At 63.6% G+C, this 16,901-nt stretch carries 13 protein-coding genes; 7 read left to right on the plus strand and 6 right to left on the minus strand.

Features of this window, described 5'->3' with window-relative positions; translation table 11 throughout:
• Nucleotides 1-29 precede the first annotated feature (29 nt).
• Both QTI05_RS16920 and QTI05_RS16925 read right to left on the minus strand, forming a co-directional pair.
• A complete protein-coding gene (locus QTI05_RS16920) occupies nucleotides 30-1,112 on the minus strand; it encodes a CaiB/BaiF CoA transferase family protein (RefSeq protein ID WP_286622318.1) in 1,083 nt (360 codons plus the stop codon).
• Complete coding sequence (locus tag QTI05_RS16925; protein WP_286622319.1) at nucleotides 1,109-2,668, minus strand: class I adenylate-forming enzyme family protein; 1,560 nt, start codon at nucleotides 2,666-2,668, stop codon at nucleotides 1,109-1,111. Before QTI05_RS16925 ends, QTI05_RS16920 begins: the two co-directional genes overlap by 4 nt.
• Before the next feature lie 316 nt (nucleotides 2,669-2,984).
• Here QTI05_RS16925 and QTI05_RS16930 point away from each other — a divergent pair, with 316 nt between their 5' ends.
• A complete protein-coding gene (locus QTI05_RS16930; protein WP_286622320.1) occupies nucleotides 2,985-5,075 on the plus strand; it encodes a PQQ-dependent dehydrogenase, methanol/ethanol family in 2,091 nt (696 codons plus the stop codon).
• Nucleotides 5,076-5,498: 423 nt separating this feature from the next.
• On the opposite strand, the gene QTI05_RS16935 is transcribed toward QTI05_RS16930, so the two are convergent.
• The 4 genes from QTI05_RS16935 to QTI05_RS16950 form a co-directional block, all read right to left on the minus strand.
• Nucleotides 5,499-6,539, minus strand: a complete 1,041-nt coding sequence (locus tag QTI05_RS16935; protein WP_286546173.1) for a Bug family tripartite tricarboxylate transporter substrate binding protein — start codon at nucleotides 6,537-6,539, stop codon at nucleotides 5,499-5,501.
• 151 nt (nucleotides 6,540-6,690) lie between these two features.
• Nucleotides 6,691-8,130, minus strand: a complete 1,440-nt coding sequence (locus QTI05_RS16940) for an aldehyde dehydrogenase family protein (RefSeq protein WP_286622321.1) — start codon at nucleotides 8,128-8,130, stop codon at nucleotides 6,691-6,693.
• Between the two features lie 134 nt (nucleotides 8,131-8,264).
• Nucleotides 8,265-9,164, minus strand: coding sequence for a helix-turn-helix transcriptional regulator (locus tag QTI05_RS16945; RefSeq protein WP_286622322.1), 900 nt, complete (start codon nucleotides 9,162-9,164; stop codon nucleotides 8,265-8,267).
• Nucleotides 9,165-9,392: 228 nt separating this feature from the next.
• Nucleotides 9,393-10,094: a TetR/AcrR family transcriptional regulator gene (locus tag QTI05_RS16950; protein WP_286622323.1), complete on the minus strand. Its 702-nt coding sequence runs from the start codon at nucleotides 10,092-10,094 to the stop codon at nucleotides 9,393-9,395.
• Between the two features lie 363 nt (nucleotides 10,095-10,457).
• Between QTI05_RS16950 and QTI05_RS16955 the strand changes: the two genes are divergently transcribed.
• From QTI05_RS16955 to QTI05_RS16980, 6 genes are all read left to right on the plus strand, one after another.
• Nucleotides 10,458-11,291: a MaoC/PaaZ C-terminal domain-containing protein gene (locus QTI05_RS16955; RefSeq protein ID WP_444812929.1), complete on the plus strand. Its 834-nt coding sequence runs from the start codon at nucleotides 10,458-10,460 to the stop codon at nucleotides 11,289-11,291.
• 45 nt (nucleotides 11,292-11,336) lie between these two features.
• Nucleotides 11,337-12,005, plus strand: a complete 669-nt coding sequence (locus QTI05_RS16960; protein ID WP_286622325.1) for a nitroreductase — start codon at nucleotides 11,337-11,339, stop codon at nucleotides 12,003-12,005.
• A gap of 16 nt (nucleotides 12,006-12,021) precedes the next feature.
• A complete protein-coding gene (locus QTI05_RS16965) occupies nucleotides 12,022-13,164 on the plus strand; it encodes a CaiB/BaiF CoA transferase family protein (RefSeq protein ID WP_286622326.1) in 1,143 nt (380 codons plus the stop codon).
• 8 nt (nucleotides 13,165-13,172) lie between these two features.
• The gene (locus QTI05_RS16970) at nucleotides 13,173-13,307 is read left to right on the plus strand and encodes an acyl-CoA dehydrogenase family protein (protein WP_286546184.1); all 135 of its coding nucleotides are present in this window, start codon (nucleotides 13,173-13,175) and stop codon (nucleotides 13,305-13,307) included.
• Between the two features lie 238 nt (nucleotides 13,308-13,545).
• Nucleotides 13,546-14,757, plus strand: coding sequence for an acetyl-CoA C-acetyltransferase (locus QTI05_RS16975; protein WP_286622417.1), 1,212 nt, complete (start codon nucleotides 13,546-13,548; stop codon nucleotides 14,755-14,757).
• Between the two features lie 23 nt (nucleotides 14,758-14,780).
• Nucleotides 14,781-16,901, plus strand: coding sequence for a 3-hydroxyacyl-CoA dehydrogenase NAD-binding domain-containing protein (locus QTI05_RS16980; protein ID WP_286546187.1), 2,121 nt, complete (start codon nucleotides 14,781-14,783; stop codon nucleotides 16,899-16,901).

Consider the following 16,901-nt stretch of genomic DNA (forward strand, 5'->3'; position numbering starts at 1 on the left):
AACGGCGGACGGCGCCGCCCGAGAAAAACTCAGCCTGCAGCCGTGGCGGCCATCGCGTGTGCGATCGGCACCGGGTCGCGCACACCTGCGCGCGGCGGCGCGGCATCCCTGGAAAAACGCGGCACCGGACCGGCCTGGACGACACCGTCCACATCGATGAACGAGCCGCGGGCCGCGAGGTGAGGGTGCCGAGGTGCCTCTGAAATACCCAGTACGGGAGAGAGGCAGTGGTCGCCGCTCTCCAGCAGCGTCGCCCACTCATCGCGCGTACGCGTCTTGAAAATCTGCTCGAACGATGCGCGCAGGGCGGGCCAATGCGAAGGATCGTCGCGTTGCGGTGGCGGTACGAGCCCTATGGCTTCGCACAGCCGCACATAGAACGGTTCCTCGAGCGGCCCAATCGAGATGTGCTTGCCGTCGGCGCATTCGTAGTTGCGGTAATGCGGCAGGCCGCCATCGAAGAGGTTCGACTCGCGCGTTTCGGTCCATTGCCCATCTGCGACCTGCTCGTGGATGGCAGTCATCAGCGAGATGACGCCATCGCACATCGCCGCGTCGACCACCTGGCCCTGTCCGGTGCGCTGCGCGGCCATCAAGGCGGCGAGCATGCCGGCGACCAGGAACATGGATCCGCCGGCGAAGTCTCCAATGAGGTTGAGCGGAAGAACGGGACGATCGCGGGGGCCGATGGCCCCAAGCGCACCGGTCACGGCGATGAAGTTGATGTCGTGCCCGGCGGTGGACTTCAAGGGGCCGGTTTGACCCCAGCCGGTGACCCGTCCATACACCAGGCGTGGATTTTCCTTCGACAGCACGTCCGGACCCAGGCCCAGGCGTTCCATCGTGCCGGGGCGGAAACCCTCGATCAGCGCGTCCGCGGTGCGGACAAGGCTGCGCACATGGGCGAGATCTTGCGGGTTCTTCAGGTCGGCCGCATACCGCTGGGCACGGCCCCGCTGCGAGATGGCTGTGGGCGACGCCGGTTGCGCGTCGGGGCGTTCGATGCGGATCACCGTAGCGCCCATGTCGGCCAGCAGCATGGCCGCATACGGCCCGGGACCCAGGCCCGCAAACTCGACGACCGTGAGGCCAGTCAAAGGACCCGAGCTCATTCCGCCTCGCTCCTGTCACGCAGGGCGCGCCGATCGAGCTTGCCGGTCAGGCCGGTCGGCAGGGCGCTGATGAAGTGAAATGTCTTGGGCACTTTGTAGCCGCTGAGCCGGCGGGTGTCCTTCAGGTACGACTTGAGATCTTCTGAAGTCAGTTCAGTGCTCTTCGGAACGATGTAGGCCACAATCCGCTGCCCGAATTTCTCATCTATGCGTCCGACGACCGCGCATGACGAAATCCCTTCATGGGTCATGATTTCCGCCTCGATCTCCTCCGCATGGACCTTGATGCCGCCGGTATTGATGACGTTGTCGGAACGACCGTTGACCCAAAGATAGCCATCCTCGTCAAGGTGACCCAGGTCACCGCTGCGCCACCAGCCGTCGATGAACTTCTTCTCGGTCAACACTGGGTCACGCCAGTAGCCGAGCGCCACCGACGATCCAGTGACGACGATCTCACCCGTGTGGCCTGGGGGAAGCACATCGTCGATCGAACCGTCGGGATCGACGATGCGCACCTCAGCACCTACCGCCGGCAGACCCGTCGAACCGATTTTTCGGCCGTCCACCAGATCTTCGGCGGTGATCATGACCGCGCAGCCGTTGCCTGATTCGCCCGCCATGTAACCTGGGGCAATGCGTTTGCAGATGCGTGTCGTCAAACGTGTGACGTCTTCCGCGGTAGGTGATTCACCGCCCACGCCGATCAGTCTCAAACTGGTCAAGTCCCGTTTCGTCGTATCGAGATCGAGCACCATGCGCCACATGGTCGGCACCATGGGCAGGATCGTGACGCGCTCACGCTCGACCAGCTCGAGTACTTGGGCGGGATCGAAGCGGCGGACGAAGTGGAGGCGGGATTTGCCGGCTATCGCCGGCAGCGCGAACATCACCCAGCCGGCGAACGATGGGTTCATGGTGAGCATGAGCGTGTCGTGCCTGCGGATGCCCTCCAGGATTCCTGGGCCTGCGACAGCACAGGCCAGCAGCGTAGCCTGGCTGTGCATGACGCCCTTTGGTTGGCCAGTGCTGCCCGATGAGAGAACGATGGACGCCAGCGATGCTGCGTCCGGGCGTTCACGTTCGTAGTCGAGCGGGGAGGCGCTGTCGATGAACGACTCCCAGGTGCCGGCCTCGTCATCGAGCGCAAGCGTGCGGATCGGCAGGCCGCATTCCTGCACTGCGGCATGGATAAGCGAAGTGAAGGCCGCATCGTGCACGACGACCTTGGCGCCCAACCATTTCAACGTTTCGGCGATTCGTTCAACCGAGTCGTTGCGTACGTGCAGGCTGGAAGCCACGTAGCCCCCTGCGATTGCGCCGAACCATGAAACGGCATGCGGGGCCGAACCCAGACACAGGAAGGCCACCACATCGCCCGGCGCCAATGAGGCGCTGCGCAACGCGGAGGCGAAGCGCAGGGAGCGATCCAGAGATTGCTCGCCGGTGTAGTGGGTGTCCTGGTCGTCGGAGAACAGCGTGTTCGCGCCTTTCCAGCGGCAAGTACGCACGTACAGGTCCGCGAGCGAGTTGCACGTTGCGAAGCGGGTGGTCATGGATGTCTCTTTCTGAAGCGGAGAAGGACGGTCACGCATGTCCGTGTTCTGGTTGATGAGGGGAGGCGCCACGCACGTTGCGGCCCTTCCGAATCTTCGTGGGCGAAATATAGATTGAGCTATTGGTAATGTCAATAGGACTATCTGGTTTGGAGCCTAGGCAAACCCTATCGCGAAAGCTCGCGATAGCCAGCCGGCCTGCCCCGATTCCAGAATTCGGCAGGGCAGGCGAGTCCTGCGTATCGCCGAAAAGTCGTTCGTGCGCGACGGCGGCTTGCAGCACAAGAGGCAAGAAATGAACAACAAGAGATTCCCGATGAAACTCATATTCAAGCCACGGCTTGCCACCGCGCTGCTGGCTACGTTGACCTTTTGCGCATTGGCGGCTCCGGGCGCGGGCGCGCCCGCCGGCAAGGTCAACACCGCCTTTATCCGCAGCAACGCTGCCACCACCGAGGAGTGGCCGAGCTACGGCCTGGACTATGCGGAGACGCGTTTTTCCCGCCTGAAGAAGATCAACACGTCGAATGTCAAGGACCTGGGCCTGGTGTGGTCGTACGACCTCGAATCCACGCGCGGTGTGGAAGCGACTCCGCTGGTGGTGGACGGCGTCATGTACGTCAGCGCCTCGTGGAGCATCGTGCACGCCGTCGACGTGCGTAGCGGCAAGCGGTTGTGGACCTATGACCCGCTCGTACCTCGCGACAAGGCTTACAGGGGTTGCTGCGACGTGGTCAATCGCGGTGTCGCGATCTACCAGGGCAAGGTCTTCGTGGCCTCCTATGACGGCAGGCTGATCGCGTTGGACGCGGGTACGGGCCGCAAGGTATGGGAGCAGGACACCATCGTGGACCGCAAGCGTAGCTACACCATCACCGGCGCGCCACGTGTCTTCAATGGCAAGGTGATCATCGGCAACGGCGGCGCCGAGTACGGCGTGCGCGGCTACATCACCGCCTACGACGCTGGCACGGGCGAGCAGAAGTGGCGCTGGTTCACCGTGCCGGGCGATCCGTCCAAGCCATTCGAGGACGAGTCGATGGCGCGGGCGGCCAAGACCTGGGATCCGGCAGGCAAATGGTGGGAAGCCGGCGGCGGCGGCACCGCCTGGGACTCGATGACCTTCGACCCCGAGCTGAACCTGATGTACCTGGGCACGGGCAATGGTTCGCCCTGGGCACGCAAAAAGCGCAGCCCGGCGGGTGGCGACAACCTGTACCTGGCATCCATTGTTGCGCTCAACCCCGACACCGGCCAGTACGTCTGGCATTACCAGGAGACGCCTGGCGAAGAGTGGGACTTCACGTCGACACAACCGATGATCCTGGCCGATCTGACCATCGCCGGCAAGCCGCGCAAGGTGATCCTGCATGCGCCCAAGAACGGCTTCTTCTTCGTGATCGACCGCACCAGCGGCGAGTTCATCTCAGCGAAGAACTTCGTCGATGTGAACTGGGCCAGCGGCTATGACGCCAAGGGACGGCCGATCGAGACCGCCATCGCCCGCACGGGCGACCGGCCGCGCGAAATCATCCCCAGCGCGATGGGAGCGCGCAGCTGGCACTCGATGTCGTTCAACCCGGGCACGGGCCTGACGTACATGCCGGTGCAAAGCATCCCGATGACCATCATGGACAACAAGAACTGGAAGTTCAATGTGCCCGAGCCGGGCGCACCGTACAGCAACATGGGCTGGAATCTCGGCATCTACGCCAACGTGGAGCCCCCTACGAGCAAGCCTTTCGGCAAGCTGGTGGCCTGGGATCCGGTACAGCAGAAGGCCGCCTGGACGTATGAGCACGTGGCGCCCTGGAACGGCGGCACGCTCACCACCGCCGGCAACCTGGTGTTCCAGGGCACGGCGGACGGCCGCTTCATGGCTTTCGACGCACGCGACGGCAAGAAGTTGTGGGAGGCGCCCACTGGCACCGGCGTGGTGGCCGCGCCGATGAGCTACATGGTCGATGGCAAGCAGTACGTCTCCATCGCCGTGGGCTGGGGTGGAATGCAAGGCATTTACAGCCGCTACACCGATCGCAAGGCCACGGGCACGGTGTACACCTTCGCAGTCGGCGGCAAAGCGGCCATGCCCGCCTTCGTCGCCTACAACCAGGGCGCCCTGGTGTCCGGCGTGAAGTACAAGGCCGGGGATGTGCCAGCGGGCACCGCGCTGTACATCAGCAACTGCCTGTTCTGCCATGGCTTTCCCGGCGTGGACCGCGGCGGCAACGTGCCCAACCTCGGCTACATGAACAAGGCCTACATCGAAAACCTGGACAAGTTCGTTTTCAAGGGCCCGGCCATGTCGCGCGGCATGCCCGATTTCACCGGCAAGCTCAGCGCCGACGAAGTGGAGATGATCAAGGCCTTCATCCAGGGCACGGCCGATGCCATTCGCCCCAAGTGAACCTCGGTCCCAGTCCTGCGGGGGACGGCCGGTTGGCGGCAGCGCTGCCTTCAGCTGCGAGCGGGACAGTTGCAGGTCAACCTGGGGGGCGTCACCGTGATGGCTCTTTTGCGTGTGCGGGCGACAAAAGCCATGCGCTGCAAAAAGCCAAGCACGACCGTGCGGCAGTGCGGCTACCGCACCCGGGCGACGCCATCATGCTGCGCGATGCCTGAGCCGGCCGAAGAGACTGAACAACTCCACCGCAAGCTCACACCGCGACTCTCTCAAGGCTGCAGTGATCGGCAGCGGCGTGCTGCTGGGTGTGAGCCTGGCGGGACCGTGCGACGCCAAAGCCGCCGGCGCTTTGCGCGCGCCCAATGGCTGGGCGCATATCGGCGACGACAACAGCATTCCGTGCCCGGGACTGCATGGGTGCGGGTGTCAATCCAGGCGCACATTGGCGGCCTTGATCAGGTCGCGGTAGTACTCGTAGTCCTGCCGGAAGTACATATCAAACATGTTGGGCGTGCCACCCGCCGGAGTGACGCCGAATCCCTTGAGCCATGCTGCGTACTCGGGCTTGCTCACCGCGGTGGTAACGTCCCTGGCGATCTTGTCGACGATCGACCTGGGTGTCTTTGCCGGCGCAAACAGACCCATCCATTGGTCCCGCGTGAAACCATCCAGCCCCGCTTCCTCCAGCGTGGGCACTTGCGGCAACACCGTAGAGCGCGTGGCGCCCGTGGAACCGATCGCCAGAACCTTGCCGCTGTCCAAACCTATGCGGGTGGTGGTGTAGGGCATCAGGCCCGAGTCGATCTCGCCGGTCATCAGTCCCTGCACGACGAGGGCCGTGCTCTTGTAGGGTACGTGAAGGATTTCGACCTTGGCCTTTTTTTGCAGGGCGGTCAGGAGCAAGTGCGAGGTGGAGCCATTGCCATACGACCCGAAAGAAAGCTTTCCAGGTTTGCGGCGCGCCAGTTCGATGAATTCGCCTATTGTGTTCGCACCAAGGGACTTGGTAACGGCGAAGTACAAGGGCTCCGTGGATACGCGAACGACGGGCGTCAGGTCAGCCAAGGTGTCGAAGGGCATTTTCGCGCGCAGGTGCGGGTTTTGAGCGATGGTCGCGATCTGCGCCAGTATCGTGTAGCCATCGGGCTTGGCATGCGCGACCTCGGCGGTGCCAATGATCGAGTCGCCCCCTCCCTTGTTGTCAACGACCACCGACTGTCCCCACATCGTTTCAAGTTCGCGCGCCAGACGTCGCGCCGCAGCGTCGATGCCTCCCCCTGCGCCGTATGGCACGACCAGCCGCACCGGGCGGTTGGGATATTCCGGTTCCGCCCCCAAGGCCTGTTGAGCCAATAGAGGAAGGGACGTCAGGCAAAGAGTCGCTTGTCGACGGTTGAGTTTCACTGAAAGCTCCTGCGCGGCGATGCCGCCGATGTGGGGGGAGAAGGAGAGGAGTGCCTCGCACATTGCAGCTCTCTCAGCCCTTCTTGATCTGAATATAGATTTCGCAATCTTCTGTGTCAATAGGGCTATCGATAAGGCTGTTTAAAGCAACAGGACAGATCGGATCGCCATGGTGCGGGCCCGCCTCACCCCTTGAGCATTCCTTTCAGCCTCTTCATTGCGCCTTCTTTTTGAGGCTGATGATCTGCGGCTGCGTCACCGCCTTCAAGCCTTCGGCGCCGAACTGCACGCCCCAGCCCGACTTCTTGACGCCTCCGAACGGCACCATGGGATGGATGACGCCGTGGTGGTTGATATACACAGAGCCGGCCTCCAGGCGCGACGCGACCGCTCTGGCCTTCTCGATGTCAGGGCTCCAAACCGAAGCGCTCAATCCGACCTCGACGCGGTTCGCTTGGGCGATCGCGTCCTCGACGTCGTGGTAGGGGATCACGGGCAGTACCGGACCAAACTGTTCCTGGTCGACAAGGGCGGCACCCTCGGCAATGTCGGTGACCAGCGTGATGGGGTAGAAGTTGCCGGCTCCCGGTTCGCCGCCGCAAACAATGGTCGCGCCGCCGGCGCGCGCCTCGTCCACCAGCTTGCGCACCTTGTCGAACTGCATGCGGTTCTGGATCGGGCCCATCGCGATGCCGGGCTGGGCGCCATCGCCCATCGGCATCATCTCGGCGATGGCCTTGAGCTTGGCCACCAGTGCATCGTGCAGCGCATCGGGCACGTACAGCCGCTTGGCGGCGGTGCAGCTCTGGCCCATGTTGATGAAGGCGCCCCAGAAAAGGTCCATGGCGATGGCATCGGGGTCGGCATCGGCGAGCACGATCGCCGCGTCGTTGCCGCCCAGTTCCATGGTGGTGGGCGTGAGGTTGCGCGCCGCCACCGCTGCGACCTTCGCGCCCGTGGTCTCCGAGCCGGTGAACATGATCTTGTCGATATCCGTGTTTTCGACCAGCCAGCCACCCACCTCGCCGGTGCCGGTGACCGTGTTGAGCACGCCCGGCGGCAGCACCTCGTTGATCAATCGCACCATCTCGAGCGTGCCGATGCTGGCATATTCCGAGGGCTTGATGACCACCGTGTTGCCTGCGCGCAGCGGCGCCGCGATCTGAAACATGGCGATCAGCAGTGGCCAGTTCCACGGCGCGATGGCCGCGATCACGCCGAAGGGTTTACGGTGCATCTCATCGCGCCGCGTCTCGTCCTCGAACACCACCTCCACCGGCATTTCCAGGCTGGCCGGCACCCGGGTCCACGCTTCGCAGCCCAGGGCCTCGAGGCGCGCGCCGGGCACATCGGTCGGGCCCACGCCGCCCAGTGGCTTGCCTTGCTCGCGCGTCACCCAGCCGGCCAATAGCTCGGCGTTGTCGCGCAGCACATCGGCCACCTTCATCACCAGCGCACCGCGTTCGGCATCGGGCCGCGCGGCCCAGGCGGGCTGCGCCTTGCGCGCCGCGCGCACCGCCTGCGCGACCTGCTCTTTGGTTGAGTGCGGAACGAGGCCGATGGCCTCGCCGGTCGCGGGGTTCTTGGATTCGAAGCTGCGCTCGGAGGTGACCGGGCGGTTATCGACGATGTTGGGGTAGGTTTGAAGGTTCATGGAACGGCAGTGTGCGAGCCTTCCGCGCATCCGGCATCGCGAACATTCGCGACGAGGCACGGTCTAAGCCAGGGCTTAGCCAAATCAGGTTCGCCATAGGGCCGCACGGATCGCCTGCGGCCCCGGATCGCCAGTCAATGCTGGCGCTGTCCCGACACGAGGTTCACCAGCCGCGCCGTCGAACTCACGCCCAGCTTGCTACGCGCGCTGCGCAACTGGTGATCGACGGTAGAGAACGAGCGATCGAGCTGACGCGCGATTTCCTTGTAGCTCAGCCCATTGACCGCGAGCCGCGCCACGGTGCGCTCGGCCGGGGTTAGTGTTTCGAGCAGCATAGGAACCTCCTCGTCCTGCGTCGGGCGCGTTCCCCGCCGCGTAGTGCCTTCGATGCGCAGTGATGTGCTCATCACTGGCCCGAGCACGACCGCCGCCACTTCCTCGAAGCGAGCGCGGCGCTCGTCGCGGGCCGGTTCGCAAAGGTCCAGCCAGTCTACGCACATCAGAGCCAACGGGCCCGTGTGGTCCATGATCGGTGCCGCCATCTTCACCCGCGTACCCATGCGTAGCAATTCGGCGCGGTTGCGCTGGCTGAGCAGCCGTTCCAGCTCGAAGTCGCGCAGCACCGTCACACCACGGGCATACCACAGGGCCTGCAGGCCCCAGTCGGCGACGTTCATTTCGATGCCGATTACCGAAGGAACGTCGCGGTCACGCCGCAAGGCCTCAGCCTGCGGTCGGAACCACGCATCGTCGGGGCGGCCGAAACCACAGTCCACCCGGTCGGCGTCGAATGCCTCGCGCAACCAGTCGGCAGCGATACTCAAGCAGTCGTTGGGCGCGTCGAGGTGCAGCAGCAGATGCGCAGCGAGGTCGCGTGCCGGCCGCCAGTGGATGGCACCAGGAGTGTCCAGCAGGCTCAGGCGCAGTCGGCGCTGCGCGGACATCAAATTCTCATCGTTCATGCCCGCAGCGCTCGCTCTGGTTGTGTTGCCCAGGTCCCGAGCGCAGACTTGTTCACGGCGGGTCAGTTTCATCAGGGCTCCTAGAAGAACTGTTGAAGCCGGTCCTGTTTTATCTAATAGAACGACTACTTGTATGAACAGTTTGAGGCGAACCGAAGACGGAACGGATTAGGGGTTTCCCGAGCGTGATCGCCCGCGCGGTGTGTACGCCAGCAAATGGACCGAGCCAAGCAATCCCCGGCTCGCGGCGGGGAGGCGAGATCGACGATCAGACTCCGGCTCAGAAGAGGCGGTGGCTCATCACCTCTGAGAGAGGCCGTGCAAGAGCATCTCGAGCAGGTTGTCCGATATCTCTGCCACGGCCTGATCGGTCTGCACCTCGACGTTGTGGACCATGCGGATAAGCGGCGCCAAGGAAAAGATGAACGAGCAGGCGTTAACGATGGCGTTGGTGGCGATGTAGGTGGGAATAAGCTTGGTCGTTCCTGTCGCGTTTGCCTGGCGCAGGGTTTCGTCCAGGGCCAGCAGGCGGGCCCGCACGAAGGTGTCTACCAGCCACTTCAGTCTGGGGCTCTCAGCCAGGGTTTCATGTACGAGGATTCGCGCGAGATTCGGCTGGTAGGCGCTGAGCGCGATAAATCGCCGGATCATCACTTTCAGCCGCATCAGCGGGTCGAGGTCCCGCAACTCGCTCATGTGAAGGGGAAAGCGCTGGTCCAAGTCCGCCATCATGAAGGTGATGCTCTCTCGCCAGAGTTCTTCCTTCGTACCGAAATGGTAGTGGATGATTGCCTGCGACATATCGGCGGCACGGGCAATCTCTCCCGTGGAAACCGCTTCAAATCCGTGCTGCGCAAACTTCGTGCTGGCAATCAGCAGGATGCGCTGTCTCGCTGTGCCCGACGGCTCCTTGCCCGCATCGGGCGACTTGCGCGGCGCGGTCGAATGGGCGCTCGCTGGCGGTTTGCGGGTGCGCGACGCGGCGAGTTTACGTTCAGGCATGAAGGCTCCTAGGCTGAGTGGTATGCACCGACCGACGCCGAACTGAAGCTCAGGCCTCAGCGCGCCAAAGAGGGCTGAGCAGCAATCATAGCGAGACCGACCAGCTTAGCTGTTCGGTGGCCAATTCATTACTTTCCAGATGGCCAGTAAATCTAAGTAAAAACCCTCATAAGACTGATTAATCTAACTGAGATACTGTTTGATCTACCAGTTTTTACGACTGGCCTTTATTGTTAAGCGGGGCAACGACATGAGAGCGTGGTTGGCAGAGCTGCAGGCCCATCAGGGCGTCCTTCCCCGGGGGCCGGCGTGAGACCCCTCGATGTCGACGCACTCGTTGCCTGGCCCTTTCGCGACGTTCACGTGGCGTACGGCGAGGAGCGGGCCATGCTTCATGCGCTGTCTGTCGGTTTAGGCGGCGATCCTGTTGACGAGCGCCAATTGCGCTACGTGTACGAGCCAAAACTGAAGGCATTTCCCACGCTTGCGCTGGCGATCGGCTTGACCGATGACGCCGGCTACTTGCATGACGAGCGAATCGGGATCGACTTCCCCCGCATGTTGCACGGGCAGACTGGCTTGCGCTGGCACAAGCCCTTGGCCGCGGCCGCCGAGATGACCAGCAGGTTTGCTGTCGAAAGCGTGACTGATCGTGGCCTGGACAAGGGGGCGGTACTTCGCTTCAGCCGCACGCTGCGCGACCGTGCCAGCGGTGACCTCATCGTCACGGAAACGGGTGTGTACCTGCTGCGTGGCAACGGCGGCTTCTCGCCGGGCACGGGAACCGCTGGGCCATCAACGGCCCCTGCACCCGTGCCACCGACACCTTGCAGCCAGTCCGTCGAGCTCGCCACGTTGCCTCAATCCGCCTTGCTTTACCGGCTGGCGGCGGGGGACAGCACGGGCCTACATGCAAGCCCAACTCTTGCGCGGCAGGCTGGCTTCGAGCGGCCGGTGCTGCAGGGAGGTTGCAGTTTCGGTGTGACCGCCCATGGCCTCATTTCAATGTTGTGCGACTACGACGGCGACCGATTGCTGGCGATGGACGCGCGCTTTACATCCCCAGTCTTCCCCGGTGACCGCCTGAAGGTGGAGGTGTGGCTTACGGGGCCTGGGAAAGCGGCTTTCCGAACCACCTCCCTGCCCAGAGGCGTGGTCGTGCTGGACAACGGCTCTTGCGAGTTCGAAGCCTCGTGATCCTGAGTCGCTAGGCGCATTATTTTTGTGTATCAAGGAGAACCTGTGAACGTTTCGAAAGCCCTGGAATCGCGTACTGCCGTGCGCGCGTATTTGGATAAGCCTGTTCCCTCGGACCTGCTCCAGGAAATTCTCGTTACTGCGGCCCGGTCCCCTTCGGGAGGGAACCTCCAACCCTGGCATGTGTGGGCGTTCACGGGCGATCACCTGAGTCGGTTCAAGGCCGCCATTGCGGAGAAGTCGCGAGCTCAGCCGATGGGGGAGGGTACCGAATACAAGATCTATCCTGACAGTCTCGGAGAGCCTTACAGGACGCGCCGATTCAAGAACGGGGAAGATCTCTATCGCGCCCTGGGCATCCCACGCGAAGACAAGGCGGCGCGTCTCGGGCAATTCGCTAAGAACTTCGGGTTCTTCGGCGCCCCCGTCGGGCTCATATTCACGATCGACCGCGAGATGGAGCCGGGTCAGTGGGCCGATCTTGGCATGTACATGCAATCCGTGATGCTGCTTGCTCAAGAGCATGGCTTGAGTACGTGCCCGCAGGAGGCCTGGGCGTTGTGGCACAAGACCATCCAAGAGTTCGTCGATCTTCCCAAGAATCTCATGGTGTTTGCTGGTATGGCGCTCGGCTATGCCGACAGCAGCCATCCCATCAACTCTTGGCGTAGCGACCGGGCTCCCGCGTCCGAATTCCTGACGATCCTGGCCTAAGGGAATCGGACTTCGCATGACCTGCGCTGGACCACTCCACGGCTATCGCATTGTCGAGTTTGCAGGCAAAGGGCCAGGCCCTTTGTGCGGCATGCTGCTTGGAGACATGGGCGCAGAAGTGATACGCATCGAAAGGCCGGTCGAACGCACCGGCGGCCGGCAATCGGACGAGGCGCTCGATATCGTCCACAGAAACCGCCGCTCCGTGGTGCTCGACCTCCGGCAGCCGCAGGCCAGGATCGCCGCCTTGCGTATCGCAGCGTCGGCCGACGGATTGATCGAAGGGTTCCGCCCTGGTGTTATGGAGCGGCTGGGTCTCGGTCCCGAGGCGTGCCTGTCTGCCAATCCTCGGCTCGTGTATGGACGAGTCACCGGCTGGGGACAGACCGGTCCGCTGGCGGCGCGAGCGGGACACGACATCAATTACCTCGGACTCACCGGAGCGCTGCACGCCATCGGTCCAAGCGGCGGAGCCCCGGTGCCACCACTCAACCTGATCGCCGACTACGGCGGGGGTGCAATGTATCTGGCGTTCGGACTGGTGTGCGGGTTGCTCGAAGCGAAGACATCCGGCAAGGGACAGGTGATCGACGCGGCCATGACCGATGCGGTATCGAGCTTGATGACGCCAATCCACGGCCTCCACAACGCCGGCCTGTGGCAGGACAAGCGCGGCGTCAATCTGCTGGACGGCGGCGCGTCCTTCTACGGCGTGTACGAAACCCGCGATGGTGGGCACATGGCGGTCGGTCCCATCGAACCCGCGTTCTTCGTGGAGTTCATCCAGCGGCTCGGTCTGCCTGAGGATGAATTCGCTGAGCGCATGAATCCAGCCAATTGGCCAGCGCATCGCATCCTGATCCAAGCGGCATTCCGACAGAAGACGCGTGCTGCATGGGAGGGAGTGTTCGAAGGCTCCGACGCCTGCGTCACGCCTGTCCTGTCCCTGAGCGAGGCGCCCCAGCACCCACACAACCAAGCACGCGGCACCTTTGCTGAAGTGAACGGTGTCGTGCAGCCAGCAATAGCACCGCGCTTCTCGCGAACACCCGGCGGGGTGCGTTCCGCGCCGCCCCAGACCGGGGTGGACGGCCGCGCGGTTCTTGAAGAGGTCGGCTTCGCCCCGGGGGAAATCGACGAGCTCCTCGAATCAGATTAGTGCACGGCATGGTGACCGAAGCGCTTGGCAGAACGGTCGATGCATGTCTCCAGCTGCATGGCGGCTGGGGTTGCATGCGCGAGTACGCAATCTCGCGCGCCTATGCGGATGCGCGCGCGGAGCGCATTACCGGCGGAAGCTAGGAGTGGGAGCCGGCGGTAGTGGTGAATCAGAAGAAAAATGACGTCTTATTTAGGCGAAAGGTAGCTCTTGTCGGGGGCGGCTCGCAGGGGACATCTGCACTTCATGAAGGCGCCCTGTAAATATGAATTGCTATTTACTTTTATTTCGTTTGCAGGTTTAATACAGGTAACGAACGGAGCAACGGCCAAGGCGCTCGTCTGGTGCGAAGCCAGTTCGCAGTCGGTCGGAAAAGGAACAATCTTGGAAGCTTTCATCTACGACGCCGTGCGGACCCCGCGCGGACGCGGCAAGGTCAACGGAGCGCTGCATACGATCGCGCCGCTCGAACTAGGCGCTGCCGTCCTCAGGGCGCTGCCGCAGCGCGGCGCTTTTTCACCTGACCTGGTAGACGAGGTCATATTCGGCTGCGTCGAGGCGGTGGACGATCAGGGGGCCAATCTGGCGCGCTCTGCCGTGCTGGAAGCCGGCTGGGGCGACACGGTTCCAGGCTTCATGGTCGCGAGATTCTGCGGCTCCGCCCTGGATGCGGTGAACACCGGCGCCGCCAAGGTCATGTCAGGACAGGCCGACTGCATCGTGGCGGGCGGCGTCGAGATGAATTCTCTCGTGCCGATGCTTGTGGGCACGGGCGGCCCCTCCGTCAGCGATGTGTTCTTCAACGACCGTGTCTTGCAGACACCCCAGGGCGTCGCCGCCGATCTGATTGCCACGCTCGAAGGCTTCTCCCGCACGGATGTGGACACGTTTGCGGCTGCGTCGCACCGCCGCGCGTTTGACGCGCAGCGCGCTGGCGCTTTCCGGCGTTCCCTGGTGCCGGTCCATGATCGGGTCGGCCGCCTGCTACTCGCCGAAGATGAACTCGTGCGAAGCGACGTCACAGCCGAAAGTCTGGGAAAGCTGAAGGCATCATTTGCCGAGAGCGGGCAAAAGATGGGCTTCGATGCGACGGTCCGCTATCGCTATCCGCAGGTCGACCGCATCGACCACATACATCACGCAGGCAATTCGTCAGGCATTGCTGATGGCGCATCGGCCGTGCTTCTCGGTAGCGAACGTGCTGGACGTAGCCTCGGCCTGACACCGCGCGCGCGCATAGTGGCTACCGCCAGCGCGGCCACTGACCCCTGCATCATGCTCACGGCCCCGGTGCCGGCCACTCGCAAGTGCCTCGAGCGTGCAGGGCTGACGGTAGACGACATCGACCTGTTCGAAGTCAATGAAGCCTTTGCATCGGTCGTACTTCATTTCATGCGCCACATGAAGGTGCCCCACGAAAAGGTCAACGTGGTAGGGGGGGCCATTGCGCTCGGCCACCCGGTGGGTGCGACGGGCGGCATGTTGGTGGGGACCGTGGTCGACGAATTGGAGCGCCGAAACGCAAAGCGCGCGCTGGTGACCATGTGTACCGGCCTGGGCATGGCGGTCGCGACCATCGTCGAGCGCGTCTGAACAACCAGTACAGGAAGCAAAAAGTGATTGACTATTCTGTAGGCAGCGACGGCATCGCTCAAATCATCTGGAACAACCCGAACGGGCCGGTGAACATCAAGAATGCCGAGTCGCGGGCCGCTTTTGTGAAGGCCGTCGACGCCGCGGTATCGGACCCAGCCGTCACGGGCATCGTCATCAGCTCAGCCAAACGAGACTTCTTGGCCGGCGGGGACATCGATGAGATCTACTCTGCGGCCAGCCCGGAAGCAGTCATCGCCAACGTGCGCGACATTGGGGCATGTCTGCGGCGCATGGAGCGCGCGGGCAAGCCCGTCGTGGCTGCGCTGAACGGCTCCGCACTGGGCGGTGGACTGGAACTCGCGCTCGCCTGCCACTATCGCGTGGCGGCCGATGACCAGCGGTTGCGCATCGGATTGCCCGAGTCGACCCTGGGTCTCATTCCCGGCGCGGGCGGCACCCAGCGACTGCCTCGGCTGATCGGCATTGCCCCTGCGTCGAAATTGATGCTCGATGGGAAAGCCGTGAATGTTCTCGAGGCGAAGTCGCTGGGCATCATCGACGCGATCGTGCCCGCCGATGAGCTGCTTGAGGCCGCACGGGTCTGGGCGTTGTCGCACTCGAACGTCGTACAGCCCTGGGATGCCAAGGGATTCCGCTACCGCGACTTCGAGCCGCAATCGCGTGAAGGGCGCTGGTTTTTCTTCTATGGCTGGCCAAAGCTGCGCGGCAAGTCGCCGGCGGGCGATTTGGCGCCCGGGGCCTTGCTGCATGTGCTGGCCCAGGGCCTGGAGCGCGGCATCGACGCCGGCCTGGAGATTGAGGCCCGCTACTTTGGCATGGTGGCAGCCTCGCCGTCGGCGAAGAACCGAATCCGCACCAGCTTCATGGCTGCGAACGCCGCGCGCAAGCTGGCGCGTCGGCCCGCGGGGGAGGCCACTTTCGAGCCGCGCCGTGTTGGCGTGATCGGTGCCGGCCTGATGGGCGCGGGCGTCGCACTGGTCTGCGCGCGCGCCGGACTGCAGACGGTACTCATTGACACGACGGACGAAGCCGCGCAGCGCGGCAAGGCTCGAATCGCCAAGACCTTTGATGGCGCCGTCGAGCGGAAGCTGATGACGCCTCAAGCGCGCGATGCCGCTCTGGCTCGCCTCGAAGCGGGTAACAACATGGCGGCGCTCGCAGGCTGCGACCTGGTCGTCGAGGCGGTCGTCGAATCGGTCGAGGTGAAGTCCCAGGTCTTCCGCAAGATCGCCGAGGCGGCGGGTCCGCAAGTGCTGATCGCATCCAATACGTCGTCGCTGTCGATCAACGCACTTGCAAAGGGCTTGGCTCAGCCTGCCAACTTCATCGGGCTGCACTTCTTTGCGCCGGTCGACCGCATGCAATTGGTCGAGGTCATTCTGGGCGGCGAGACATCGCCGCGCACACATGCGCACGCGCTGGACTTCGTCAAGCTGCTGGGTAAGACGGCCGTCGTGGTGAATGACGGGCCGGGCTTCTACACCTCACGGGTGGTGGCTGCCTACACGCGCGAAGCCCTCACCATGCTCGACGAAGGTGTCTCGCCGGCGCTCATCGACAACGCTGCGTTCATCGCGGGGATGCCCATTGGCCCGCTGGCCATGGCCGACCTCACATCCTACGACCTGTTGACCGACATTCTTTCCAGCCTGCAGCGCGAGGGTCGCGGCACGGCCTGCGAATCCGACAAGGCGTTGGCCGCGGCGAAGAAGCTGGTCGAGGCTGCACGCGTGGGTCGCAAGGGGCCAGGCGGTGTGTATGACTATCCCGAAAGCGGCAAGGTCTTGTGGGCGGGGCTCAGCGAGGTGTTTCCGCCGCTGCGGCGGCAGCCTGAGGCGGACGAAGTGGTGCAGCGCTTGATGCACGTGCAGTCGCTGGAGACGATCCATGCGATCGACGAGGGCATCGCCGAAGACGCGATGGAGATCGATCTGGCCTCGGTGCTCGGCTGGAGCTATCCGGCCTGGCGCGGCGGGGTGCTGGCGCATGTGGACGACACGGGCCTCAAGGAATTCGTGCACCAGTGCGACGTGCTGGCCGAGCGGCACGGCCGCCGCTTCCTCAGCCCAGATTCGTTGCGTCGCCGCGCTGAGACGGGCGAGACCTTCCATGTGCATTGA

The sequence above is a fragment of the Variovorax fucosicus genome, assembly GCF_030316825.1.
Classification (GTDB): Bacteria; Pseudomonadota; Gammaproteobacteria; order Burkholderiales; family Burkholderiaceae_C; genus Variovorax; species Variovorax fucosicus.